20 protein-coding genes and 2 pseudogenes are annotated in these 24,771 nt (G+C 60.3%); 9 read left to right on the forward strand and 13 right to left on the reverse strand.

Translation table 11 applies throughout. The features are described 5' to 3' along the window. Positions 1 to 193: 193 nt before the first annotated feature. Positions 194 to 1,585 carry an aldehyde dehydrogenase family protein gene (locus tag ACP7D9_RS01810; protein WP_426155299.1) on the reverse strand — a complete coding sequence of 464 codons (1,392 nt, stop codon included), beginning with the start codon at positions 1,583 to 1,585 and terminating at the stop codon, positions 194 to 196. 103 nt (positions 1,586 to 1,688) lie between these two features. On the opposite strand from ACP7D9_RS01810, the gene ptrR reads away from it, so the two are divergent. From ptrR to ACP7D9_RS01830, 4 genes are all read left to right on the forward strand, one after another. Continuing rightward, positions 1,689 to 2,576: a putrescine utilization regulator PtrR gene (gene ptrR / locus ACP7D9_RS01815; protein ID WP_426155587.1), complete on the forward strand. Its 888-nt coding sequence runs from the start codon at positions 1,689 to 1,691 to the stop codon at positions 2,574 to 2,576. Positions 2,577 to 2,673: 97 nt separating this feature from the next. Next, positions 2,674 to 3,432 carry a hypothetical protein gene (locus ACP7D9_RS01820; RefSeq protein ID WP_426155301.1) on the forward strand — a complete coding sequence of 253 codons (759 nt, stop codon included), beginning with the start codon at positions 2,674 to 2,676 and terminating at the stop codon, positions 3,430 to 3,432. Further along, positions 3,429 to 4,079 carry a hypothetical protein gene (locus ACP7D9_RS01825; RefSeq protein WP_426155303.1) on the forward strand — a complete coding sequence of 217 codons (651 nt, stop codon included), beginning with the start codon at positions 3,429 to 3,431 and terminating at the stop codon, positions 4,077 to 4,079. Before ACP7D9_RS01820 ends, ACP7D9_RS01825 begins: the two co-directional genes overlap by 4 nt. Positions 4,080 to 4,126: 47 nt before the next feature. Then, positions 4,127 to 5,449 (forward strand): hypothetical protein, encoded by a 1,323-nt coding sequence (locus tag ACP7D9_RS01830; RefSeq protein WP_426155304.1) that lies wholly within the window; start codon positions 4,127 to 4,129, stop codon positions 5,447 to 5,449. Between the two features lie 157 nt (positions 5,450 to 5,606). On the opposite strand, the gene ACP7D9_RS01835 is transcribed toward ACP7D9_RS01830, so the two are convergent. The 3 genes from ACP7D9_RS01835 to ACP7D9_RS01845 form a co-directional block, all read right to left on the reverse strand. After that, the gene (locus ACP7D9_RS01835; RefSeq protein ID WP_426155306.1) at positions 5,607 to 6,230 is read right to left on the reverse strand and encodes a glutathione S-transferase family protein; all 624 of its coding nucleotides are present in this window, start codon (positions 6,228 to 6,230) and stop codon (positions 5,607 to 5,609) included. 120 nt (positions 6,231 to 6,350) lie between these two features. Continuing rightward, a complete protein-coding gene (locus ACP7D9_RS01840; protein WP_426155308.1) occupies positions 6,351 to 7,169 on the reverse strand; it encodes an alpha/beta fold hydrolase in 819 nt (272 codons plus the stop codon). 219 nt (positions 7,170 to 7,388) lie between these two features. Further along, positions 7,389 to 8,432, reverse strand: coding sequence for an LLM class flavin-dependent oxidoreductase (locus ACP7D9_RS01845; RefSeq protein WP_426155310.1), 1,044 nt, complete (start codon positions 8,430 to 8,432; stop codon positions 7,389 to 7,391). A 359-nt stretch (positions 8,433 to 8,791) separates the two neighbouring features. Between ACP7D9_RS01845 and ACP7D9_RS01850 the strand changes: the two are divergent. Together ACP7D9_RS01850 and ACP7D9_RS01855 are read left to right on the forward strand one after the other, a co-directional pair. After that, positions 8,792 to 9,724, forward strand: a pseudogene (locus tag ACP7D9_RS01850) (cache domain-containing protein); the annotation flags it as partial. Between the two features lie 258 nt (positions 9,725 to 9,982). Then, positions 9,983 to 10,582 (forward strand): annotated as a pseudogene (locus tag ACP7D9_RS01855) (methyl-accepting chemotaxis protein); the annotation flags it as partial. 79 nt (positions 10,583 to 10,661) lie between these two features. Here ACP7D9_RS01855 and ACP7D9_RS01860 read toward each other — a convergent pair. Continuing rightward, positions 10,662 to 11,147 carry a flavin reductase family protein gene (locus ACP7D9_RS01860; RefSeq protein ID WP_042606747.1) on the reverse strand — a complete coding sequence of 162 codons (486 nt, stop codon included), beginning with the start codon at positions 11,145 to 11,147 and terminating at the stop codon, positions 10,662 to 10,664. 323 nt (positions 11,148 to 11,470) lie between these two features. On the opposite strand from ACP7D9_RS01860, the gene ACP7D9_RS01865 reads away from it, so the two are divergent. Then, positions 11,471 to 12,877, forward strand: coding sequence for a purine-cytosine permease family protein (locus ACP7D9_RS01865; RefSeq protein ID WP_426155313.1), 1,407 nt, complete (start codon positions 11,471 to 11,473; stop codon positions 12,875 to 12,877). A 249-nt stretch (positions 12,878 to 13,126) separates the two neighbouring features. After that, positions 13,127 to 14,227, forward strand: a complete 1,101-nt coding sequence (locus ACP7D9_RS01870; protein WP_426155315.1) for a polyamine ABC transporter substrate-binding protein — start codon at positions 13,127 to 13,129, stop codon at positions 14,225 to 14,227. 126 nt (positions 14,228 to 14,353) lie between these two features. Here the strand turns inward: ACP7D9_RS01870 and ACP7D9_RS01875 are convergent, their stop codons facing one another. Both ACP7D9_RS01875 and ACP7D9_RS01880 read right to left on the reverse strand, forming a co-directional pair. Beyond that, positions 14,354 to 15,328: a TerC family protein gene (locus ACP7D9_RS01875; RefSeq protein WP_426155317.1), complete on the reverse strand. Its 975-nt coding sequence runs from the start codon at positions 15,326 to 15,328 to the stop codon at positions 14,354 to 14,356. Positions 15,329 to 15,576: 248 nt separating this feature from the next. Continuing rightward, entirely contained in the window at positions 15,577 to 16,365 is a 789-nt protein-coding gene (locus ACP7D9_RS01880) for an AraC family transcriptional regulator (RefSeq protein WP_426155589.1), read from the reverse strand. A gap of 82 nt (positions 16,366 to 16,447) precedes the next feature. Between ACP7D9_RS01880 and ACP7D9_RS01885 the strand changes: the two genes are divergently transcribed. Further along, positions 16,448 to 17,446, forward strand: a complete 999-nt coding sequence (locus tag ACP7D9_RS01885) for a bile acid:sodium symporter family protein (protein ID WP_130927328.1) — start codon at positions 16,448 to 16,450, stop codon at positions 17,444 to 17,446. A 10-nt stretch (positions 17,447 to 17,456) separates the two neighbouring features. Here ACP7D9_RS01885 and ACP7D9_RS01890 read toward each other — a convergent pair whose 3' ends face one another. The 6 genes from ACP7D9_RS01890 to ACP7D9_RS01915 form a co-directional block, all read right to left on the reverse strand. Further along, complete coding sequence (locus tag ACP7D9_RS01890) at positions 17,457 to 18,212, reverse strand: ABC transporter ATP-binding protein (RefSeq protein ID WP_426155319.1); 756 nt, start codon at positions 18,210 to 18,212, stop codon at positions 17,457 to 17,459. After that, positions 18,206 to 19,267 (reverse strand): FecCD family ABC transporter permease, encoded by a 1,062-nt coding sequence (locus tag ACP7D9_RS01895; RefSeq protein ID WP_426155321.1) that lies wholly within the window; start codon positions 19,265 to 19,267, stop codon positions 18,206 to 18,208. The genes ACP7D9_RS01890 and ACP7D9_RS01895 overlap by 7 nt, the downstream gene beginning before the upstream one ends. Further along, entirely contained in the window at positions 19,264 to 20,445 is a 1,182-nt protein-coding gene (locus ACP7D9_RS01900; protein ID WP_426155323.1) for an ABC transporter substrate-binding protein, read from the reverse strand. The genes ACP7D9_RS01895 and ACP7D9_RS01900 overlap by 4 nt, the downstream gene beginning before the upstream one ends. Before the next feature lie 61 nt (positions 20,446 to 20,506). Further along, on the reverse strand, positions 20,507 to 22,921 hold the full coding sequence (locus ACP7D9_RS01905; RefSeq protein WP_426155325.1) for a TonB-dependent siderophore receptor: 2,415 nt from the start codon (positions 22,919 to 22,921) through the stop codon (positions 20,507 to 20,509). Positions 22,922 to 23,019: 98 nt separating this feature from the next. Next, a complete protein-coding gene (locus ACP7D9_RS01910; RefSeq protein WP_426155327.1) occupies positions 23,020 to 23,997 on the reverse strand; it encodes a FecR domain-containing protein in 978 nt (325 codons plus the stop codon). Then, on the reverse strand, positions 23,998 to 24,513 hold the full coding sequence (locus ACP7D9_RS01915; protein ID WP_426155328.1) for a sigma-70 family RNA polymerase sigma factor: 516 nt from the start codon (positions 24,511 to 24,513) through the stop codon (positions 23,998 to 24,000). It abuts the gene before it with no gap. Positions 24,514 to 24,771: the final 258 nt, after the last annotated feature.

Raw genomic sequence — 24,771 nt, forward strand, 5'->3', positions numbered from 1 at the left:
ATGTCAGGCGATGCAGCGGTGACTGACCGAATGCTTTCGCGAGCAAGCCCGCTCCCACAATTGAAATGTGTTGCGCCCCAATAAGCGCTGCGGTTCCCGGGTGGGAGCGGGCTTGCTCGCGAAGCGGGTATGTCAGGCGATGCAGCGGTGACTGACGGGACGCTCTCGCGAGCAGGCCTTCAGGGTGTCTGGATTATTTACGATCCAGCCACACGGTCTGCGCGTTGCAGAATTCCCGTACGCCGAAGTGCGACAGCTCACGACCGAAGCCGCTCTTCTTCACGCCACCAAAGGTCACGCGCGGGTCGCTGGCGGAGTAGCCGTTGATGAATACACCGCCAGTTTCCAGTTCGCTGGTCAGTTGCTCGGCCAGCGCCACGTTGGCGGTGTAGATCGTGGCAGTCAGGCCGAAATCGCTGTCATTGGCCAAGGCTACGGCGTGCGCACAATCGCGGGCGGTGATGATCGAGGCGACCGGGCCGAACAGTTCTTGTTTGAACGAAGTCATGCGGTCGGTGACATCGGCCAGTACCGTCGGCTCATAGTAGTTGCCCGAACCCTCAACCTTGGTGCCGCCGAGCAGCAGCGTCGCGCCTTCTTCAAGGGTGTCACGCACTTGCTGATCCAATTCATCACGCAGATCGAACCGCGCCATCGGCCCGATGTAAGTATCAGCGTTGAGCGGATCGCCCATCTTCAACTGGCGTGTCGCTTCAACGAACTTGCGGGTAAATTCCTCGACCACGCCTTGTTCGATGATCAGACGTTTGGCAGCCGCGCAAACCTGGCCGGAATTCTGATAGCGACCGACCACCGCCGCGTGCACCGCCTCATCCAGATCAGCATCGTTGAGCACGATGAACGGATCGGAGCCGCCCAGTTCCAGCACGCACTTCTTCAATGCCGCACCGGCCTGAGCGCCGATGGCCATACCGGCGCGGACGCTGCCGGTCAGCGTCACAGCGGCGATGCGCGAATCGGCAATGGCGCTGGAAACGCCTTCCGGGGTGACGTTGATCACTTCAAACACGCCCTCGGGAAAACCGGCGCGCACGAACGTATCGCGCAACAGATAAGCGCTGCCCATCACGTTCGGCGCGTGCTTGAGCACGTAGGTGTTGCCGGCGATCAGCGTCGGCACCGCGCCGCGCAGCACCTGCCAGATCGGGAAGTTCCACGGCATCACTGCCAGAATCGGCCCCAGCGGGCGGTACTCAATGCGCGCCTTGCCGCCTTCGACCTGAGCGGCCTCGGCGTCGAGCATGGCCGGGCCGTGTTCGGCGTACCACTCGCAGAGCTTGGCGCACTTCTCGATTTCGCCACGAGCCTGAGCGATCGGCTTGCCCATTTCCCGAGTGATCATCGTCGCCATGGCTTCGGCGGTTTCACGCAGCGCGCCGGCGAGGGCGGTCAGTAGGCGCGAACGGTCCTGCAGCGGCTTGCGCTTCCACTTGCCGAAGCCATAGGCGGCGCGGGTCAGTGCTGCATCAAGGGCAGCGGCGGATTCGAACGCGTAGTGACCGATCTGCTCGCCGGTGGCGGGGTTGATCGAGATGGCGTGGGTCTGGCTGGAAATCTGGCTCATGACTTTGTCCTGCAGGTTCGTCGGATGGGCCTAGAGTAGGGTGGCGTTTGTTTTCTGGAAACTGAATAATAAAGATCGTTTCCTTCACGATTGGAGAATGACTGTGGATCTGGTGCAACTGGAAATCTTCAAGGCTGTGGCCGAACACGGCAGCATCAGCGCCGCCGCCACGCAGATCCATCGCGTGCCGTCGAACCTGACAACGCGGATCAAACAGCTGGAGCAGGACCTCGGCGTCGATCTGTTCATTCGCGAGAAAAGTCGTCTGCGCCTGTCACCGGCCGGGTGGAGTTTTCTTGAGTACACGCGGCGCATTCTCGATCTGGTGCAGGAAGCGCGAGCCACAGTGGCGGGAGAAGAACCCCAGGGCGCGTTCCCTCTGGGCTCGCTGGAAAGTACCGCAGCGGTGCGCATTCCCGAACTGTTGGCGGCGTACAACCAGCAGCACCCGAAGGTCGACCTCGACCTGTCCACCGGGCCATCGGGGACGATGATCGACGGCGTGCTGTCCGGGCGTCTGGCTGCGGCATTTGTCGACGGCCCGGTGCTGCATCCGGCGCTGGAAGGCGTGCCGGCCTTCGAAGAGGAAATGGTCATCATCGCGCCGCTCAATCATTCACCGGTCGAGCGCGCGGCGGATGTGAACGGTGAAAATATCTACGCTTTCCGATCCAACTGTTCCTACCGTCATCATTTCGAAAAATGGTTCGGCAGCGACGCCGCCGTACCGGGCAAGATTTTCGAAATGGAGTCCTACCACGGCATGCTCGCCTGCGTCAGCGCCGGTGCCGGCCTGGCGCTGATGCCGCGCAAAATGCTGCAGAGCATGCCCGGCAGCGCGACGGTCAGCGTCTGGCCGCTGACGGCGGACTTCCGCTATCTGACTACGTGGCTGGTGTGGCGGCGGGGCACGGTGTCGCGCAGTCTGAGCATGTTTGTGCGTTTGCTTGAGGAGCGTGGCGTGGTGCGTGCCGAAGGCGAAACAGCCTGAGCTGAGGGTGAATACGCATCGTCTTAGTCTTCATGCTGGCAAATAGCTATGCAACAGGCCATCATGCAGCTCTGTTAAACAGGGATGTCAAAACACGATGCTGCATGCCTTCAATCAAGGTAAAAGTCACCTCTACAGGCGTTACCTCGGCCACCGCGAAATGGGTGAAAAGCGGGTTTGTGAAGAAGACGAAATCACCGCTCTGCTCATGGGGCCGCTCGATTACATGCCTGCAAGTGCTGCCGAGCTGTTTTGGCGTGCTCTGGTGGAGCGTCAGGGACACCGTATTTCTCCGGCCCTTCCGTGTGCGCCCGTTAGCCACGTCAGGATGCGATTCTGGCCCCGACGTGGCATCGAGCCGGATCTGGTTGTCGAACTGGGCTGGGCTTCGGGCGAGCGACGCATTCTGCTCGTCGAATTCAAGTGGAACGCGCCACTGAGCGGGGAGTGGCAGTTACAACGGCAGTGGCTGGAATACCTCACCGAAGAAGAGCGTGCAGACGCTTATCATCTTGTCATAGCGCCCGATATCAGTTCTGGTCTCAACGCTGTCAGTAGCCACGATGTTTGGAACGGACAATTGATTCTGCACTCCTGGATCAGTGTCCTGAATGTCCTGCGCCATATCAAAACCGAATTTGTCGGGCTCCAGTCGTGGATCAGGCAGATAGAGGTCTTCCTCGACAAGCTGGGGATCGTGCGGTTTCAGGGTTTCCATGGTCTCGGCAAGCCGCTGACGGTCGTCCGAAGCCCTGTGTTTTGGCGGCCAGTGGGCGGTTTCCATGAAATCGTCGCGCCTTCTTTCCCTACGAACTCAACTTCGACAATTCATTGTTTCTGGAATCCGACACCATGAATCCTGTTTCAGATATCGGTCTTTCGATCACGCAGAGCATTCGTTTCATTTCAAAGGTTGGCGCCGAGTGCGATCACTTGGCCAAATTGATCCGCGAGGAAGTGAGCCGCATGCTCCTCGTGCCGGACATCGCTCATCGCTATCGCGCGGCTGGCCAATGGATGGAAACATTCGCCAATGACGAGCAAGGCTGGCTATGCGCACAAATGGGATTTTCGCTTCCCGTGATCATCAAGCCTAAACGCTCTGTTTGCGGGTACATCGTCGTGCAGATCAGTCTGTCGGAAGATGGAATCGGTGCTGACGATAACCACCAGCCTCTAGTACATGTCGGCTGGTGGGGAGCGGCAATTGATTTTGAGCAGTTCGTCATGACCTTTCCGATAGAACTGGATGACGAATTCGAGCTGAGTCTGGAGGCCGATCGATTATTCAGATGGAATCACTCTCAGTATGACGATGAGTGGTGTTACAGCCTGTATCTGACCGATATCAACAGTCCTGCCGATGTGCAGGAGCTGATTGTCAATCCGCTGAAGGTTCTGCTTTCAGGTGGCGATGCGGATCGCGCACTTTCGGGGTCGCGCGCGGTGAGGTATGCAGCGGTGGAAGGCACTCCCGGGAAATACCGCGTTTTGCCCCGTTGATTTCTCGCCATCATTCAGCCGATTTGAATTGAACCGCAGGACAGCACATGCACCGCACAGAGTATCTGGCAAAAGCCAGCGTGAATGACTTCATCGATTGGCTAGCGAACAATCTGCATCACACATCACTGTTCGCCCATTCATATTTCGATCGCAGTCGCAAAGAAACGGTAGCGTTCGTTGGCCTGGAGGATGCGTGCGGCAAGTATTACTGGAAGCATCGAGGCACCTACGGGGTTCCCGCTGGTGTCGATCTGGACAGCAGTCATGCTGCGCTGAGCGCGCTACGGGATGCATTGCGAAGAGCGATTCACTCGGCTGACGACGGCGCCATACTTGAGGCGAGCACTGAGATCATGGCGTGGGGCGGGGTGCGTGTGGGGAATGTCCGATGGTTGACTGCGCAGTCGCCGCGGTTGGCGCAGATCCTGACGTCGACGACAGCGGCGCTGGCCAGCGACAATCTGGCCCATCCGCTCCTGAACACTCTCGAACAGCTGCGTTTCAACGCCGGTATGACCAAGGTTTATTCACTGTTGGTCGATGATTTCATCATCTACGACAGCCGGGTCGCCGCTGCGCTGGGCTGGATTGTGGTGAAGTATTGTCAGGATCGAAAACTGCAGCAGGTGCCTGCAGAACTTGCTTTTCCGTGGGCTCCCTCGAAGGAGGCCGCTAATGCAGCAGCGCCGAAAAATCGTAATCCGGGCACAACCCAATACCATTTTCCTCGTTTGATTGCCGGTACACACCATGCTGCCTGGAACCTGAAGGCGAGCTGGATTCTGGCGCAAGTCCTGACTCGAGTACCCGCCAGTACCTTCAATCACGGTTCGGCCATACCCGGTTTACGGCGCTTCGAAGCCGCTTTGTTCATGATTGGCTATGACTTGCCCGCGACGGCTGCTGACGAAACCTCACAGTGGGCATCCGATGTCCATACCGAGGGTGAATGGATTGAGTGCTACACGGCAGCACGAGGCAGGCGATTCCATTATCGAATCAATACCCACGGCATCTATCTGGACGACGGTCGCCATTACCCGATCGGGCTCATCAATTCGATGCTTGCCCATCTACGGCGTCAGTTTGCCCTTGGTCAATTTCCCTTGGCTAACAGCGCAACGAAAGTCAGGAGCGGCGAAAGTCGGCTCGGCGTAGGCAGCGCTTACTTCGAGGCGACTGAGCGAAAAGGAAATCCGCCGGATACCAGTGCGCTTGTGGCAGTCCTGCATGAGTTGGGCGCTCTTGCCTATACACCGGGTTCTCGTGAACCGTGGTCAATCAACTTCCCAGTGCTTGCAGTGGAAGCGCCGTTGGACATATCTGCACTTTTCGCTCGTGAGTTCGAATTGAACGAAGAGCTCTAAGGGGCCAAATTTTTACTTGACCTGAACGTCTGGCTCTTGCGGGACAAGCTGCCAGTCAACGGCTCCGTGCCGACAGTTGCATGCGCAAAGGTTGGCTCATTGAACTCATGCGTGGCGGCATCATTTGCGCGTTTTCAAGCGCAAATGTCGAAAAAGGTCATGGCGTGCCATTGCGCCCATACAAACGATAACCATCGCGCTGGTTCAAACGATCGTAGTAGGCCCGCACCGCAGCAAAATCCGCATGATCGAGCGGCGTTTCGAACCAGCGATTGACCGACAGCCCGATCGGGATATCCGCCAGGGAAAACTGCTCGCCACCGACGTAAGCGACGGTCTTCTCCAGTTGGCGATCGAGGATTTCCATGTTCCGCGTCCAGTTCCGGCAACCGGCGGCCAATGCGTCGCGATTCTGATAATCCGGCGACTTGCGCACCAGCGCCATCAGCGGATATGACCACGAGCGATTCAGCTCCGAGGCCTGCCAGTCGATCCACTGATCAACCCGCGCCCGGGCGATCGGCTCAGCGGGATACAAATGCGCGCCGCCGTACCGCGTCGCCAGATAACGAATGATTGTGTTGGATTCCCACAAAGTGAAATCGCCATCCTGAATGACCGGCACCATGGCGCAGGGGTTGAGCGCGAGAAACTCAGGCGTGTTTGGCGACTTGAAACCCGAACCCCAGTCTTCACGCTCGAACGGGATGTTCAGTTCGGCACAAGTCCACAGCACTTTGCGCACATTGATCGATGAGGCTTTGCCGAGTATTCGCAGCATGGGATCTCCTTGTCTCCAGATGTCGGACGCAGAAAAAAATACCATAGCGCAAAACACAAGGCCCGCATTGCGCGGGCCTCGGTTAATCAGCGTTTACTGATCGATTTCACCGGGTGGAAATCAGCGCTTGAGGAACGCCAGCAGATCCTCATTCAACGCCTGCGCATGGGTCACGGCAAACCCGTGCGGCGCGCCGGCGTAAACCTTCAACTCGGCGCCTTTGATTTGCGCGGCCGCCTGCTTGCCGGTGGTTTCGAAGGGCACGATCTGGTCGCCGTCGCCATGGATCACCAGGGTCGGCACGTCGATCTTGGCCATGTCCGGGCGGAAGTCGGTTTCCGAGAACGCGGTGACGCAGTCGACGGTGCCCTTGAGCGATGCCATCAGCGCAATGTTCAGGGTTTGCGTGAGCACGCCGTCAGAGACTTTCTGGCCCTGATTGGTGCCATAGAACGGCGCGTTGAAGTCGGCGATGAACTGCGCGCGATCCTTCAGCAGGCCAGCCTTGATGCCGTCGAACACCGATTTGTCGACGCCCTCGGCGAAGTCGGCTTTCTTGCCGAACAGCGGCGTGACCGCACCGAGCAATACCAGGCCGGCAACGCGCTCGCTGCCGTGGCGGGCGATGTAGCGGCTGACGTCGCCGCCACCCATCGAGAAGCCGACCAGGGTCACGTCGCGCAGGTCCAAATGGTTGATCAGGCCAGCGATGTCATCGGCGAAGGTGTCGTAGTCATAACCGGTCCACGGCTGCTCCGAGCGACCGAAACCACGGCGGTCGAAGGCGATGGTGCGATAGCCGCGACTGCTCAGGTATTCCATCTGGTATTCCCACATGTCGGCATCCAGCGGCCAGCCGTGGCTGAACAGCACGGGCTTGCCGCTGCCCCAGTCCTTGTAATAGATCTCGGTGCCGTCTTGGGTTTTGAAGGTGCTCATGCAAACTCCTTGTGATGTCTATGGGCTTGAATGGATGCCGAATGGCAACGGCTACTATCCGCGCAAAACGCGAAGGACACTTGTACGCAAGTGCTGGTTTGGCGCAAGAGAAGTGTCTTAGGTTGCTCGGTCAGTATTTCAGCTCGACATTACAGAATTGAACAAGGGCGAACTCCCAGCGGAGTCGCCCTTTTTCAATGTCCAAGGATTGGCAGGTTTCTAGTGAAACGCCGGCACCACATGCTTGATAAACAACTCCAGCGATTTCTTCTTCTCTTCATGCGTCAAGCTGTTGTCACACCAGAAACTGAACTCATCCACGCCCAGTTCCTGGTAGTACTTGAGCCGCGGAATGATCTCTTCCGGCGTGCCGATCATCGCCGTCTTGTGCAGGCTCTCCAGCTCAAATTCCGGGCGTCCGGCAAACTTCTCTTCCGGACTCGGCGCGAGGAAGCCATTGACCGGAGTTTCCTTGTTGCCAAACCACGCATCGAAGGTGCGATAAAAACGTGAGATGGCTTTGGCGCCAACTTGCCAGCCGTCCGGGTTATCAGCGGTGTGCACGTGGGTGTGGCGCAGCACCATCAATTGTGGGCGCGGTACGTCTGGGTTGTTGTCCAGTGCAGTCTGGAATTTGTTCTTCAGGTCGAGGACTTCTTCGTCGCCTTTCATCAATGGCGTGACCATGACGTTGCAGCCGTTGGCCACGGCGAAGTTGTGCGAATCCGGGTCGCGGGCGGCGATCCACATTGGCGGGTTGGGCTTCTGGATCGGTTTCGGCACGCTGGTGGAGGTGGGGAATTTCCAGATGTCACCGTCGTGGGCGTAGTCGCCTTGCCACAGGGCGCGGACCACCGGAACCATTTCCCGCAATGCCTGGCCGCCGCTGGAGGCGGGCATGCCGCCGGCCATGCGGTCGAATTCAACCTGATAGGCGCCGCGCGCGAGACCGACTTCCATGCGGCCGTTGCTGATCACGTCGAGCAGGGCGCATTCGCCGGCGACACGCAGCGGGTGCCAGAACGGCGCGATGATGGTGCCGGCGCCGAGGTGGATGGTCGTGGTTTTCGCTGCGAGGTAGGCCAGCAGCGGCATCGGGCTGGGGGAAATGGTGTATTCCATGGCGTGGTGTTCGCCGATCCACACGGTGCTGAAACCGCCAGCCTCGGCCATCAGGGTCAGTTCGGTCAGGTCTTCGAACAGTTGGCGGTGGCTGACGCTTTCGTCCCAGCGTTCCATGTGTACGAACAGGGAAAATTTCATGACGCTACCTCGAGTCTTTTGTAATTGGCCGGTCGTGTGCGGGCCTGTCGAACTGACGTGAGCGCTGTGCGCTCGCGAGTCTTCTCACCATTCAAGCGCGCCTTCGAGGACGGCTGTTCGGTTGATTGAATATTGGTATACCATAATACGGAATATCCGCAAAATATTTCTGACCGACACTTCGAACAAGGAAGGCGCAAGCAATGAACATAAAACAAAAACTGACTTTGGCGTTTGCGGTAATCGCCAGCCTGCCGGTGTTACTGGTGGCAGCGCTGATCATCCTCAATGTCCGCGAGGGCGCGCGCGACACCTTTACCGACAGCACCGGGCGCGAAGTGCGTCAGGTGGAAAACGCGATGCAGCTGTTTTTCGAAGGCATCAGCCAGAACGTTGCCTATCTGGCCGAGCATCCGCAATTGCAAAGCATCGACGCCAGCCTCAAACGCTACCTGAGCAGCGACGCCGCGCAAGTGTCGATGGGGCCGCAGGATCAACAACTGTTCAGGCTTTTCGACGGCCTGGCCAAGGCGCACCCGGCCTATACCTATCTGTCTGTCGGCACCGAGCAGGGCGGTTATCTGTTCTGGCCGGGCGATGCGAAGTTGGCCAACTACGATCCGCGCACCCGCCCCTGGTACAAAACCGCGATGGCCAATCCTGGCCAAACCCTGCGCACCGAGGCCTATTACTGGGCGGCGGATGACGTGGTGCTGGTGAGCACCGTGCGCAGCTTCAACAACCAGTTGGGCAGCAATGCCGGTGTGGTCAACATCGATGTGTCGCTCAAGCAATTGACCGATCTGGTCAAGCAGATCCGCCTCGGCGAGAGCGGTTATCTGATGCTGATGGAAGCCAATAACACCGTGCTGGTGGACCCTAGCGATCCGGCGCACAACTTCAAGAAACTCAGCGATCTCGGCGATGGTTATCAGCAACTGGCCGAGGCGGGCAAAGGGCTGGTTGAGGTGCAGTTGGCCGGCGAGGATTACATGGCGCTGGTCTGGCCGTCGCAGGCATTGGGCTGGCGCTTTGTGGGCTTGGTAAAAGCCAGTGAAGTGATGGCTGGGGCGACGCGTTTGACCTGGCTGATCGGCGTGATCGCTGTGGTTTGCGCACTGTTGTTTGCGATGGCTGGTGCTTGGTTCGCCGGGCTGATGGTCAAGCCGATTCGCGGCGTGGCGAGTGGTCTCGAAGGCATCGCACAAGGCGAGGGCGATCTCACTGCGCGACTGGAGGTGCGCGGGCAGGACGAAACCGCGCAACTGGCCGGCTGGTTCAACCAGTTTCTCGAAGCAATTCGCACGTTGATTCAGCGCATCGGCCAGGCAGCGGGGCAGATTCACAGCAGCTCCGGCAGCGCCACCGAAGTCTCGGCGGAAATGGCCGACGTCGCTTCGCGTCAGCGTGAGGCGGTGGACATGGTGTCGACCGCGTTCCACGAAATGGTCGCCACCTCCAATGAGGTCGCGCGCTCGTGCAGTCAGGCCGCCGACTCGGCAGACAACGGTCAGCGCCAGGCACACACCGGGCAGCAACAGATCGACGCGGCGGTGAGCAACGTCGGGCGCTTGAGTCAGGAGATCGGCCACAGCGCCGAGTCGATGCAGCAATTGGAGCAGGACAGTAACGACATTCAGTCGATTCTCGGCACGATCCGCTCGATTGCCGAGCAAACCAATCTGCTCGCGCTCAACGCCGCCATCGAAGCCGCGCGCGCCGGTGAACAGGGCAGGGGCTTTGCCGTGGTCGCGGATGAAGTTCGCGCGCTGGCCAAACGCACGTCGGATTCAACCGGTGAGATTGACGCACTGCTGGGTAATCTGGCGCGGCGCACCCACCAGATGGGCAAGCAGATGCACGCCAGCCTTGAGGTGTCACAGGAAACCGTGGTGTCGATCAACGAGGCGCGGGCGAGTTTTGAATTGATCCGTGAATCGGTCGACGTGATCCGCGACATGAACACGCAGATCGCCACAGCGGCGGAGGAACAGCATCAAGTGGCAGAGGACATCAATCGGCACATCAGCCAGATTCATGGTGATGCGCAGTTGGTGGCGAGCCTCGCGGATTCAACTCGGCAGGATGCGCAGAATTTGACGGCCTTGTCGCAGACCTTGAATCAGCTGGTGAGCCGGTTTCGTACGTAGTCCGTAACCACCAACAATCCAAAAAAACGTGGGAGCGAGCAAGCTCGTTCCCACATTGGATCTCTGAGCGCCGATGGACTTACGCCACAACCGGCAACGCGCCCATCTTGCCGTGGCAATACACCAGCGGCCCGGCGACTTGCTCGGGGACGATCAGGTTCTTCACCGCGCCGACCATGATCGCGTGGTCGCCACCTTCGTATTCACGCCACAACTCGCATTCGATCACCGCCGTCGCATTGGCGAGGATCGGGTTGCCCAGTGCGCTCAACGTCCACTCGATGCCCTGCGCCTTGTCCTTGCCTTTGCGGGCGAAGGCATAGGCTTCGCTTTGCTGCACGCTTGATAACAGGTGAATTGCAAAACGCTTGTTCTTGATCAGCACGGGGTAGGAGTCGGAGCTGTAGTTGGGGCAGAAGAGCACCAGCGCCGGGTCCATCGACAGCGAGCTGAACGCGCTGGCGGTCAGGCCGACGATCTGACCGTCGTCGTCCAGCGTGGTGATAACGGTGACGCCTGACGGGAACGAGCCCATGACTTGTTTGTAAATGGCAGCATCGATCATTGGGTGGTCCTCGGGTGGTGTGACGCGGTTTTTATGGTTTGTAGGTCTGATGGTATACCGTAATACATATCTTGCAAGGGCTTTTCCGATGAACCGATAAACGTGCGACTTTCGTCGGAAACTCAATGTTTACGGGGCTTTCAGCTAGCCGTGCAGGGGCGGGATCAGCGAGGATAGCGGATCAGACAGCGACAGAATCAGCGGATCAGGCTTTTGCAAAGTTTGGAATACCATAATATGGTCTGCATCTGAGGGGCGACCCAAGAGTCCTCCCGGTTTGGCTTCATACAAAGATAAAAACAGACAAACTCGAGTTCATGCATATGTCCCAGATGTCCCGGCAAGATCCGTTGATCGAGAATCATACGGTCGATTACGTCCCACTCGCGGAACGCCACGGGAAGGCCCGCGATCTGTTCACTCTTTGGTTCAGCACCAACATCGCGCCACTGCCCATCGTCACCGGCGCCATGGTGGTTCAGGTGTTCCATCTCAATCTGTTCTGGGGGCTGCTGGCGATTGCGCTGGGGCACATGATCGGCGGCGTTGTGATTGCGCTGGCGTCGGCCCAGGGCCCGCGCATGGGCATTCCGCAGATGGTCCAGAGTCGCGGCCAGTTCGGCCGTTATGGCGCGCTGCTGATCGTGTTCTTCGCGGCGATCATCTACATCGGTTTTTTCATTTCCAACATCGTGCTGGCCGGCAAATCCATTGTCGGCATTGCGCCCTCTGTGCCAGCGCCGCTGAGCATTCTGATCGGCGCGCTGGCCGCTACAGCGATCGGCGTGATCGGCTACAACTTCATTCACACGCTCAACCGCATCGGCACCTGGGTGATGGGCGGCGCGTTGCTCGCCGGGTTCATCTACATTTTCGCCCATGACTTGCCGGCAGACTTTCTGACGCGCGGCAGCTTCAATCTCTCCGGCTGGCTGGCGACAGTGTCGCTGGGGATCATCTGGCAGATCAGTTTCTCGCCCTACGTCTCCGACTATTCGCGTTATCTGCCAGCAGACATCGGCATCGCCAAACCCTTCTGGGCGACGTATCTGGGCGCGACGCTGGGCACGATTCTGTCGTTCAGCTTTGGCGCAGTGGCCGTGCTGGCGACGCCGGAAGGCACCGAAGCGATGGCGGCAGTCAAACAGTCCACCGGCTGGCTGGGGCCGATTCTGATGGTGCTGTTTCTGCTCAACATCATCAGCCACAACGCGCTGAATCTGTATGGCGCGGTGCTGTCGATCATCACCTCGATCCAGACTTTCGCCAGCCAGTGGACGCCCAGCATCAAGGTGCGCGTGGTGCTGTCGAGCGTGATCCTGGCTGGATGCTGCGTGGTCGCCCTCGGCGCTTCGGCGGATTTCATTTCCGAATTCATCGGGTTGATTCTGGCGCTGTTGCTGGTGCTGGTGCCGTGGGCGTCGATCAACCTGATCGACTTCTACCTGATCAAGCGCGGCAACTACGACATCACCTCTATCTTCCGCGCCGACGGCGGCATCTACGGGCGTTTCAACCTGCACGCAATCATTGCCTATTTCATCGGCATCATCGTGCAGCTGCCCTTTGCCAACACCTCGCTGTACGTCGGGCCGTACGCCAATCTGGTCGAGGGCGCCGACCTGTCGTGGCTGGTTGGCCTGGTGGTCACCGTGCCGCTGTATTACTGCCTGGCAACTCGCGGTCAGGCGCAGCAGAGCAGGGCGGCCAGACTCGGCTATACCGACTGATCCAAACGGCAACACAGCAATGCCCGGCCCAGCGCCGGGCATTTTTGTGTGCGTATTTCAGCGGTCACGGAAATTGGCCATATCGATCCCCTTTTGGCCTGCCGCCTACTGTCAACGCGCTACGCTGTCAGCAAGAATCGAAACCATAACAACAGGCTCGACCTTTTTTGCCCTTGGCTATCCTTACAGCCACTGCCGTGTACAGAACATAAAAACCATCGATCTCACGTCGCATTCGGGGAAACAACCATGGTCACGATCAAACGTATTCTGGGCGCCACCGTGTGTGGCTTGACGCTGCTGGCCAGCGCCGTCCAGGCCGAGCAGCGCGAACTGCGGGTGTACAACTGGGCGGATTACATCCTGCCGTCAGTGCCCAAGGATTTCGCCGAGCAAAGCAAGATCAAAGTGACCTGGGACACCTTCGACACCAACGAATCCCTTGAAGCCAAACTGCTCACCGGCAACTCCGGTTACGACCTCGTGGTGCCGTCCAACCAGTTCCTCGAAACCCAGATCAAGGCCGGCGTGTTCCAGAAACTCGACAAGTCGAAACTGCCGAACTGGCAGCACCAGGATCCAGCCCTGCTCAAATTGCTTGACGCCAACGACCCCGGCAACCAGTACGGCATGCCATACATGTACGGCACCGTGCTGATTGGCTTCAACCCGGCCAAGGTCAAGGCTGCATTGGGCGATAACGCACCCGTGGACAGTTGGGATCTGGTGTTCAAGCCCCAGAACATGGAAAAGCTCAAGGCCTGTGGCGTGGCGATGCTCGATTCGCCGTCGGAAATCCTGCCGCTGGCCCTGCATTATCTGGGCCTCGATCCGAACAGCCAGAACCCGGCGGATTATGAAAAGGCCAAGGCCTTGATGATGAAGATTCGCCCGTACGTGACCTATTTCAACTCGGCCAAGTACATGACCGACATTGCCAACGGCGACATCTGCGTGGCGATCGGTTATTCCGGCAGCTTCTACCAGTTCGGCAATCGCGCCAAAGAGGCGGGCAACGGCGTCGTGGTGGACTGGCGTTTGCCGAAGGAGGGCGCACCGATCTGGTTCGACACGTTCGCCATTCCCAAGAGCGCGAAGAACGTCGCCGAGGCGCATGAGTTCCTCAATCACTTGCTCGACCCGAAAGTGATCGCACCGATCAGCGATTTCCTCGGCTATCCGAATGCCAACAAGGACTCGATGCCGCTGATCAACAAGGACATCACCGACAACCCCAACCTGACCCCGACCAGCGAAGCGCTGAAAACCCTGTATGTGGTGCAGCCGTTGCCGCAGAAAATGGAGCGGGTGCGCACGCGTGTGTGGACCAGTATCAAGTCCGATAAATAAGTATCGGCTGTACGAAATCCCTGTGGGAGCGAGCTCGCTCGCGAAAGCGCAGTGGCAGTCGATGTAAATGTTGACTGATCCGACGCCTTCGCGAGCAAGCCCGCTCCCACAAGGTGTCAGGTGGTGTCATTCGGTGCGGCGTTCTGCCTCGCGGGTGGTCACCAGACTCAACAGTACCGACCCGGGAATCACCGAACCCACCACCGCCAGCGACCATTCCACGGGCATGTGGAACCATGGCATCAGCACCATCTTGCCGCCAATAAATACCAGCACGATCGCCAGCCCGTATTTGAGCAGGTGAAAGCGATCAGCCATGTCCGCCAGCAGGAAGTACAGCGCGCGCAGGCCCATGATCGCGAAGATGTTTGAGGTAAAAACAATGAACGGGTCGGTGGTCACGGCGAAGATTGCCGGGATACTGTCGACCGCGAACATCAAGTCGCTGGCCTCGATCAGCACCAGCACCAGAAACATCGGCGTTGCCCAGCGCACGCCGTTCTGCAGGATGAAAAACCGTTCGCCATGAAAGCCGCTGGTGATGCGCATATGCCCGCGAACCCAGCGTAACAACGGGTTTTTGTCCAGATCCGGTTGATGATCAGCGAACACCAGCATCTTGATCCCCGTAATGATCAGGAATACGCCAAAGGCATAGAGCAGCCATTCGAACTGTGAGACCAGCCACACACCGGCAAAAATCATGATCGCGCGCATGACAATCGCGCCCAGCACGCCGTACAGCAGCACGCGTCGTTGCAATTCCGGCGGCACGGCGAAATAGCTGAAAATCATCACGAAGACGAACATGTTGTCGATCGACAGCGACTGCTCGATCAGATAACCGGTGAGAAACTCCAGGGTTTTCTGCCGGGCGATTTCACCGCCGAATTCGCCGTGCAGATACCACCAGAGCAACCCGGCAAAACTCAGCGCCAGCAGGCACCAGGCAACCACCCAGGCCGACGCTTCCCGCACCGAGACCCGGTGCGCCTTGCGCCCACCGAAGACAAACAAGTCCAGGGCCAGCATGGCGAGAACGAAGACGATGAAGGCGCCCCACATCCAGGGTTCGCCGATATTGATGTTCGTGGCAGGCATGTCACGCTCCCTGTCTTTTGCAGCGTTATCACCGTTCCCGGCTCCGGCACAGAAACCTGTGGGAGCGGGCTTGCTCGCGAGTGTTGACTGACAGACTGCATTTGCGAGCAAGCCCGCTCCCAAGGGATCACCGTTGGCTGGGAGTTGTGTTCATGGCTTGATCAAGTCAGACGGGGCCATGCTAGCGACGGATTTGTGACTAAGAAAAATCGTTTATTTCTGACTGACAGTTCGGCAAAAACGAAGTGTCAGCGAAAAAACTCCCCCGGGGTCTCACCAAATTGCTGGCGAAACGCGGCGATAAACGCCGATGTCGAGTCGTAACCGCACGCCAGCGCGACATCGGTCACGCGCTCACCTTGTTCCAGCGGCGTCAGCGCACCCAGCAGGCGCAGGCGCTGGCGCCAGGCGCGAAAGGTCAGGCCGGTGTCGCGCAGAAACAGGCGCGTCAGGGTCTTTTCGGTGACGCCGAACTGGTCGCTCCAGTGGCTCAGAGTGGTCTGCTGTTCCGGGTGTTGCTCCAGGCTCTGGCAGATCTGCTTCAGGCGAGCGTCTTGCGGCAGCGGCAGCATCAAGTCGATGGTCGGCGCGTCGGCCAATTGATCGAGGATCACCTGAGCCAGGCGTCCATCGGGGCCACCTTCGTCGTATTCCACCGGCACCTGACTGAAGGCGCGGATCAACTCCCTGAGCAAATCGCTGACGCCGAGCACATGGCAATGTTCGGCCGCCCAACCGGTGACGCTGCTGTCGATGTACAGGCTGCGCATTTCCGTGTGTGGCGCGCTGAAGACGCGATGGGGCACGCCGGCAGGAATCCATACCGCACGCTCCGGCGGCGCGACGAAGCGGCCGGCGCCGGTCTGCACTTCGAGCACGCCCTGAATCGCATAGGACAACTGCACCCACGGATGACTGTGGCGGCGGGTGAGGGCGCGATTGGGCAGCGATTCGGTGCGTCCATACACGGGGCGCGGCAGGCTGGGCAGCCCGGGAACGCTGCGACGGACGCTTTTGGCATGTCCTTTAGGCGGCATCTTGCGGCTCTTCGGCGTTAGTCGGTAATTGCCAGTCACGTTAGAGTCGTCGGCACGCACTGGCAACCCCCGGATGAATCTCATGACGCGCCCACGTTTTTTGCCCGATAACTTCACGCTGACGTTGATCGGCGTTGTCCTGCTGGCCAGCTTTCTGCCTGCCAGCGGCCAGGTCGCGGTCGGCTTCGGCTGGCTGACCAATATCGCCATCGCCCTGCTGTTTTTCCTGCACGGTGCCAAGCTGTCCCGCGAATCGATCATCGCCGGCGCCGGCCATTGGCGTTTGCATCTGCTGGTGTTTGGCCTGACCTTCGTACTGTTTCCGATTCTCGGCTTGGCGTTGAAACCGTTGTTGTCACCGCTGATTGGCGATCAGTTGTACATGGGCATGCTTTACCTGTGCGCATTGCCGGCCACCGTGCAGTCTGCCATCGCTTTCACTTCGCTGGCGCGAGGCAATATTCCGGCGGCGATCTGCAGTGCGGCGGCGTCCAGCCTGTTCGGGATTTTCCTCACTCCCTTGCTGGTGACGCTGCTGCTCAACGTTCATGGCGACGGCGGCTCGACCCTCGATGCGATCGTGAAAATCAGCGTGCAATTGCTGCTGCCGTTCATTGCCGGGCAGATCGCTCGACGCTGGATCGGCGCGTGGGTAGGGCGCAACAAAAACTGGCTGAAATTCGTTGATCAGGGGTCGATCCTGCTGGTGGTTTACGGCGCGTTCAGCGAAGCGGTCAACGAAGGCATCTGGCAGCAGATTCCGCTGTTCGAGTTGCTTGGCCTGGTGGTGGTCTGCTGCATCCTCCTGACGCTGGTTCTGGTGGCATCGACTTTGTTGAGCAAAGCGTTCGGCTTCAATCAGGAAGACCGCATCACCATTCTGTTCTGCGGCTCGAAAAAGAGCCTGGCCACTGGCGTGCCGATGGCTCAGGTGCTGTTTGCCGGCAGCACCATCGGCGTGCTGATCTTGCCGCTGATGTTGTTCCACCAGATTCAACTGATGGTCTGCGCGGTACTGGCCCAGCGTTATGCGCGGCGGCCGGAATCGGTGCCGGAGTTGATGGCGCAGGTCGATCCCTGATCGCTGCGCCTCAGACGATATCGTCGATCAGAATATGGTGCAGCCCGCGGCTGCACTGTTCGATCCGCGCTTCAACCTTGTACACGCTGCGCAGCATCTGCTCGGTGATGACCTCACTGCTCGGGCCACTGCCCTGGGTGGTGCCATCAGCGATAACCAGCACCTGATCGGCAAACCGCAGCGCCTGATTTAGATCATGAATCGCGATGAATACAATCACCTCGCGTTGCCGCGCCAGGCGGCGCATGAAGTTCAGCACCTGCACCTGTCGATGCATGTCGAGGGCGCTGGTCGGTTCGTCCATCAGCAGGATTTCCGGTTCGCGCACCAGCGTCTGTGCGATGGACACCAGTTGCTGCTGCCCGCCACTGAGTTCACCGAGGTTGCGAAACGACAGGGCGGTGATGCCCAGTGCGGCGAGAATGTCGTCGACCAGTTTCAGCTCGTCATCGTGGACGACCCAGCCCGGCGTCAGTTGCTTGCGCGCCAGCAGCACTGATTCGTATACGGTCAGGCGGGCGCTGGCGTTCAGGCCCTGGGGCATGTAGCTGATCCCCGTCGGGCCTTTTTTCGAGTCCTGCAGGATCACTTGGCCAGGGCCGTCGATCAGCCCGGCCATGCGTTTGAACAGCGTCGATTTGCCGGCCGCATTCGGCCCGACCACGGCGACCACCTGACCACCCAGAAACGCCGCGGTGGAGACGCCGCGGATGATCTCGCGCTGGCCATAGCGGGCGCCCAGATTGTCCAGTTGCAGCTTCACCATGAGTTTTTCTTCCCGCCGAGAATCAGTGAAATGAAGAACGGCACGCCGATCAGCGAGGTGACCACGCCGATCGGGAAAATCGCGCCGGGAATCAGGGTCTTGCTGACCACCGAACTGGCCGACAGAATCAGCGCCCCCGTGAGCAGCGAGGCCGGCAGGAAGAATCGCTGGTCTTCGCCGATCAGCATGCGTGCGATGTGCGGGCCGACCAGGCCGATGAAGCCAATGGTGCCGACGAACGCCACGGGAAACGAGGCGAGCAGACTGACCATGATCAGCGTCTGAAAGCGCAGGCTGCGCACGTTGATGCCGAAACTCGCCGCCTTGTCGTCGCCCAGGCGCAGGGCGGTCAAGGCCCAGGCGCGGCGGGCGAAAATGGGTAGGGTGATGAGTATCACCAGGCAGATGATGCCAAGTTTTGGCCAGGTGGCTTTGGTCAGGCTGCCCATGGTCCAGAACACCACGGCGGCGACGGCTTGCTCGGTGGCAAAAAACTGCACCAGCGCCAGCAACGCGTTGAAGGTGAAGACCAGGGCAATGCCGAGCAGGACAATGGTCTCGGCGGTAACCCCGCGGCGCATGCTCAAAAAGTGAATCAGCAGCGCCGACAGCATGGCCATGATGAACGCATTGAGCGGCACCATGAATTGCGCGGCCAGCGGAAACAGCGCGACGCCGAAGGCAAGACCCAGCGCCGCGCCGAAGCTGGCGGCGGCGGAAATGCCCAGGGTGAACGGGCTGGCCAGTGGATTATTGAGGATCGTCTGCATCTGCGCGCCGGCCAGCGACAACGCCGCGCCGACGGCCACCGCCATCAACGCCACGGGCAGGCGAATGTCCCACATCACCACGCGCACTTGCGGCGAGGCGCTGTCCGGTGAAAGCAGTGCGCCGAGCACTTCACCGAGGCTGTAGCTGGCCGGGCCGAGCGCCAGATCGAGCAGCACGCTGCACAGCAGCAAAAACACCAGCCCGGCGAGGATCAGGCGCTTGCGCAGCACCAGACGGCGATAGGTTTCGCGCTGGACTTCCACGGTGTCGGTCATCGAGCTCATGGCTTGACCTCGGTCTCGCCCAGGCTGACGAAGTAGCCCGATTCGTACGGCACCGGCAGGAAGCGATCATGCAGTTCGCGGAACGCTGCGTCCGGGTCGAGATCGGCGAACAGCTGCGGGTGAAACCATTTGGCCAATTGCTGGATGGCAACGAACTGGTAGGGGCTGTTGTAGAACTGGTGCCAGATCGCGTGGAAGGCTTGATGCTCCTGGGCCTTGATGCCGGCGTAGGCCGGGCGCTGGGTGTACCAGGCGAGCTTTTTCCGTGCCTGCGCCATGTCCGCGCCGGGGCCGACGCCGACCCAGTGCCCACCGGGGGCAAACGCTTCCCAGTTGGCGCTGGTGACCACCACATGCGCCGGATTGGCGACGATGACTTGCTCGGGATTCAACTGGCCGAACGTGGTCGGAATGATGCCGCGCGCGACGTTGTTGCCGCCGGCCATGTCGACGAACAGGCCGAAGTTTTCGTTGCCGAAACTCAGGCAGCAATCATCGGTGTAACCGCCGATGCGCTCGATGAACACGCTCGGGCGAGGCGGGTGCTGTTTTTCGATGACGTCGGTGACGCGATGGATCTGCTGGTTGCGAAAATCGATGAACGCTTCGGCCCTTTGCTCCTTGCCGAACAACTGGCCGAACAGGCGCATGGTCGGCTCGGTGTTCTGCATCGGGTGGTTGCGAAAATCGACGTACACCACCGGGATACCGAGGGCGTCGAGCTTTTCGATGTAACGCGCATCCTCAGTGGCGTGCTGCGCCTCGATGTTGAGGATGATCACGTCCGGGCGTTGCGAGATGGCCTGCTCGATATCGAAGGTGCCGTCTTCAAAGCCGCCGAAAGTGGGGATTTTGGCGATGGCGGGGAATTTGCGCAGGTACGCGTTGTAGGTGTCCGGGTCGGACTGGATCAGGTCCTTGCGCCAGCCAACGATGCGTTCGATCGGATTCTGTGTATCGAGCGCCGCGACCAGATACAGCTGCCGGCCTTCACCGAGGATCACCCGCCTGACCGGCAGATGCACCTTGACCTTGCGTCCCAGCAGGTCGGTCACCTCGGTGCGCGCAGCGTCGCTGTCAGCAGCGTCAGCACTGCGCGGCGCGAGGGAAAACAGGCTCAGCACGCCCGCCAGTAACAGCGCAGCAACCGCCTGGCTGCGTCGATCGAAAATCGCCATGGTCCAACCTTTGCCAAAGTCAGCGCGGCCCTCGGCGCCTGCCGCCGCCACGCTGAACGTTTCAGAAATCGACAGTCGCCGACAGTAATAAAGTGCGCGGTGAGCCCTGGGAGAACGCGCCGTAAGAGGCGACGCCCGACCAGTACTCTCGATCGAACACGTTCTGCACCGTGGCGCGGAACGTGGTCGGCCGCTCATCGATGCGCGTGGTATAACGCGCACCGACATCGAAGCGGGTCCAGTCATCGAGTTTTTGCGTGTTGGCCTGGTTCACGTACTGGCTGCCGGTATGGATGGCCCCCCCGGTCAGCGACAGCCCTTCGAGCCACGAGCTGTCCCATTCGGCCCAGAGGTTGGCCTGCATCGACGGCACGCCGACCGGCTTGTTGCCGCGATTGCCGGCCACGGCGGTTTTGTTCAGTTCGGCGTCCAGCAGGGTCACGCCACCAAGCAACCGCGTGCCCGGCGTCAGTTCGCCAAACACGTTCAGCTCCAGGCCGCGGTTGCGCTGCTCGCCCTGCACCGAGAACACCCCGGCGGCCAGCTCGCCGCTGGGCTTGGTGATCTGGAACAGGCTCAGGGTCGAGGTGAAGGTGCCGTAGTCGACCTTGACGCCGAGCTCATGCTGGCGCGAAACGTATGGTGCGAAGATCTCCCCCGCATTGCTGGCGGTGGAGGGCGCGATGTCGCCCTTGCTCAGGCCTTCGATGTAGTTGTAGTAGAGCGCGACGTGGTCCCAGGGCTTGATGACCGCACCGAACAGCGGCGTGGTGCGGCTGTCGTCGTAGGACGTGGTGACCACGCCGCTGGGGTTGTAATTATCCGATTTGATGTTCTGCTGGCGCACGCCGAGGGTCATCTGCGCGCGGTCGTCGAGGATCGACAGGGTGTCGGCGAGGGCCACGCCGGTCAGTTCGCTCTCGGAGACTTTCGGCGTGGCCGGCTCCGGAATGTAAGGCTCCGGGCGATCCACGGGGTGATAAATGTTCGACAGGATCGGCGCGGCGGAGGTGATCCCCCGTGACAGCACATCGCGATAACGGCTGACTTGCACCGCGGTGCGGTGGCTGACCGGCCCGGTGTCGAAGCGCAGCCGCGCACCGGTGTCGACGGTGTAGCGCTTGACCTCGAATTTGTAATAACCGGGCGTCGAAGACGTGTCGCCAGCCGGGTTGATGATGGTCGGGGTCTGGTCGGACATGCGCGCCACCGCCGATTTGCCGCCCCCGGCATGGGCGAACACCGTCAGCGCCTCGCTGAGGTCGTATTCGCCGCTGAGCAGCGCCGAGGTATCCCGGGTTTTCGACCAGCCCCAGTCCTGGCTCACGCTGGTTCGGCCATTGGCGGCGGAGGGAATGTCCACGCCCGGGGCGATCAGAAACGGCCGCGAGGCGGCATCGAAGCGTTCTTTCTGCCGCAACCAGTCGAAGCTGGTCCGCAGGCGCTCGCCTTGATAATCGAGGGCAATCGCGCCGATGTCGACGTGGCGCGACTGCTTGTCGATCGCCGTGTCGCCCAGTTGCGTGCTGCCATTGATGCGCACACCGAAGCGGCGTTCTTCACCGAAACGCCGACTGACATCGAGGTGCCCGCCGAGCTGCGCATTCAGCGCGTAACTGGCCGTGAAACGGCTCAGGTCTTCGTCCAGCGAACGTTTCGGCACCACGTTGATCACGCCGCCCACCGCGTTGTTGGGGGACATGCCGTAGAGCAGGGCGCCGGGCCCTTTGACCAGTTCGATGCGCTCGGCGTACTCGGTGAAGACCCGGTAGTTCGGCGCGACGCCGTAGACGCCATCGAACGCCAGTTCACCGAGGTTGCCTTCGCCCACCGGAAAACCACGAATGAAAAACGAGTCGACGATGCCGCCGGTCTGCCCGGTAGAGCGCACCGAGGAATCGCGTTCCAGCACATCACCGACGGTGACGGCCTGTTGATCCTTGATCAGCGCCGAGGTGTAGGTGCTGACGCTGAACGGCGCGTCCATCACATCGGTGTTGCCGAGCAGGCCCAGACGTCCGCCACTGGCCACCTGGCCGCCGGCATACACCGTCGGCAGCGCGTCGCTGCGCCGGTCGGTGCCGAGCACCGCCGTTTCATCCAGCGTGACCCGACGCGCGACCAGCGTGTAACTGCCGTCGCTGCGCCGCACCATATCCAAACCACTGCCGGCCAACAGGCGATTGACCGCTTCCTGGGTCGAATAGCGGCCGATCAGCGCCGGGCTGCTCAAGCCGTCGGTCAGCGCCGGCTGGAACGACAGGGCAATGCCGGCGTCCACGGCAAAACTCGACAGGGTCGCACCGAGCGGCCCGGCCGGAATGTCGTAGGCACGCAGGGCGAGCGTATCCAGTTGCGCAGGCTCGCCGGCGATGGCCAGCGGGCAGGCGACAGCGATCAGGACAAGGCTCAGCAACGCACTGCGAATAGCGGGTTTGAACGGACGATCCGGGCGCAGTAGGCGTGCAACGGGCATGGATGGATGAGCCTATGAACAGGACGATAAAATGCATCTCCCTCCTAGCCAGTCGAGATCGGAAAAAGTATCAGCACGGCGGCAAATATTTTTTCCGCTCAGGCGCCGGAGAGCATGACCCAGTAGCCATTCAAATGGCCGCTGACCAGAATCGGGTAGGTTTGCGCCAGCATGTTCAAGGTGCGCTGGCTGTCGCTGATCGGGTAGGCGCCAGAAATGCGCAAGTCGGCAATCGCCGGATCGAGGCGGATGAAACCGCGACGATAGCGCGTCAGTTCCGCGACGAAATCGGCAAGGCGCATCTTGTCGGCCATCAGCATGCCTTGGCTCCAGGCGCCGGCGTAACGGTCGGTGGCACTGACCGCGCCAAAGGTCGAAGAAGATAAGTCGGTGCGCTGCCCGGCGTTGACGATCAGTGGCGTGTGCTGGCGATTGTCCGCGAGTTCGACTTTTACCGCGCCTTCCAGAACCGCGAGGTGCGTTTGCGGAGGCAGCGCGCGCACGGTGAATCGCGTGCCCAGCGCCTGCATCCGGCCCTGCGGGGTCGTGACCACAAAGGGCCGCGCCATCGGTGAGATATCCGCTGCGGTCTGCACCAGTATTTCGCCTTCGCGCAGGTGAATCAGGCGCTGACTGGCGTCGAACAGCACATCGATGGCGGAATCAGTGTTGAGGGTGATTTTTGAGCCGTCGGCGAGGGTCAGTTCGCGTTGCTGGCCGACGGCCGTATGGTAATCGGCTGACCATTGCTGGGTTTGCGAAAGCTTCCAGCCGCCCCAGCCGGCCGGGACCAGCGCCAGCAGCAGCGCCAGTTTGCCAATCGCCGCACGGCGTTCCGGGCTGCTGGGCCGGTCGAGGGCAGACATGGCCAAGGACGGCGGCAGGCCACCCAGTTTGCCCTGCAACAATTGCGCACGGGCCCAGGCGCGCGTGCGCTCGGGGCTGCTGGCTTTCCACAATTCCCATTCGCCGCGTTCGCTGTCGCTGAGCTCGCGCTCGCTCATGCGCATCAGCCAGTCAGCGGCTTCTTCCAACGCCTGAGGAGCGGGTTGCGCTTCATTGCGCCGGGCGAGCATTCATTCCACCAGCAACAGGCATTGCACGAAGGCTTGCTTCATGTAGCGTTTGACGGTGATCAGCGACACGCCCAGTTGTTCGGCAATGTCGTCGTATTTCAAGCCGCTGATCTGCGACAGCAGGAACGCACGTTTGACCAGCGGAGGCAGGGTGTCGAGCATCGCGTCGATTTCGTGCAGGGTTTCCAGCACCATGAAGCGCAGTTCCGGCGAGGGCACCTCGGGCGCGGGCAACTGCGCCAGCGCCTCCAGATAGGCGCGTTCGAGCGCCTTGCGTTGATACCAGTTGACCAGAATGCCCTTGGCCACGCAGCTCAGGTAGGCGCGCGGCTGTTCGATCACCGTGACCTGCGAGGCGAGAATGCGGGTGAAGGTGTCCTGCGCCAGATCCGCCGCATCCATGGCGTTACCCAGTTTTTTTCTCAGCGTCGCGTACAGCCAGCCGTGATGACCGCTGTACAGGGCTTCGATCGCGCACAGGTGCTTGTTGTCATTCGCGGGAAGGGTTTCGCTCATGGCTGCAGATTTTCATGCAATTGAGAAGTATTCCCAATGCTAGTTTACAAAGCCTGTGCGGCGCAAGCGCCGATTGGCCTGCCGTTTCGAAGCCGCGACAAAGGCTGTGAACCGGCGATCATCGCGTCGATTTTGCGCCCCGGTGTCAGGCGTGCAGCGAGACGTGGCTGACTTTCAGCAAGTTTCCATGCGGCGTATCCAACTGCATCTGCCCGCCACCCTGGCAGACGTCTAGCACCTTCTGCTTTGTCGCCAACG

Origin of the sequence: Pseudomonas sp. TSRC2-2 (assembly GCF_049897785.1) — a bacterium.
GTDB lineage: Bacteria > Pseudomonadota > Gammaproteobacteria > Pseudomonadales > Pseudomonadaceae > Aquipseudomonas.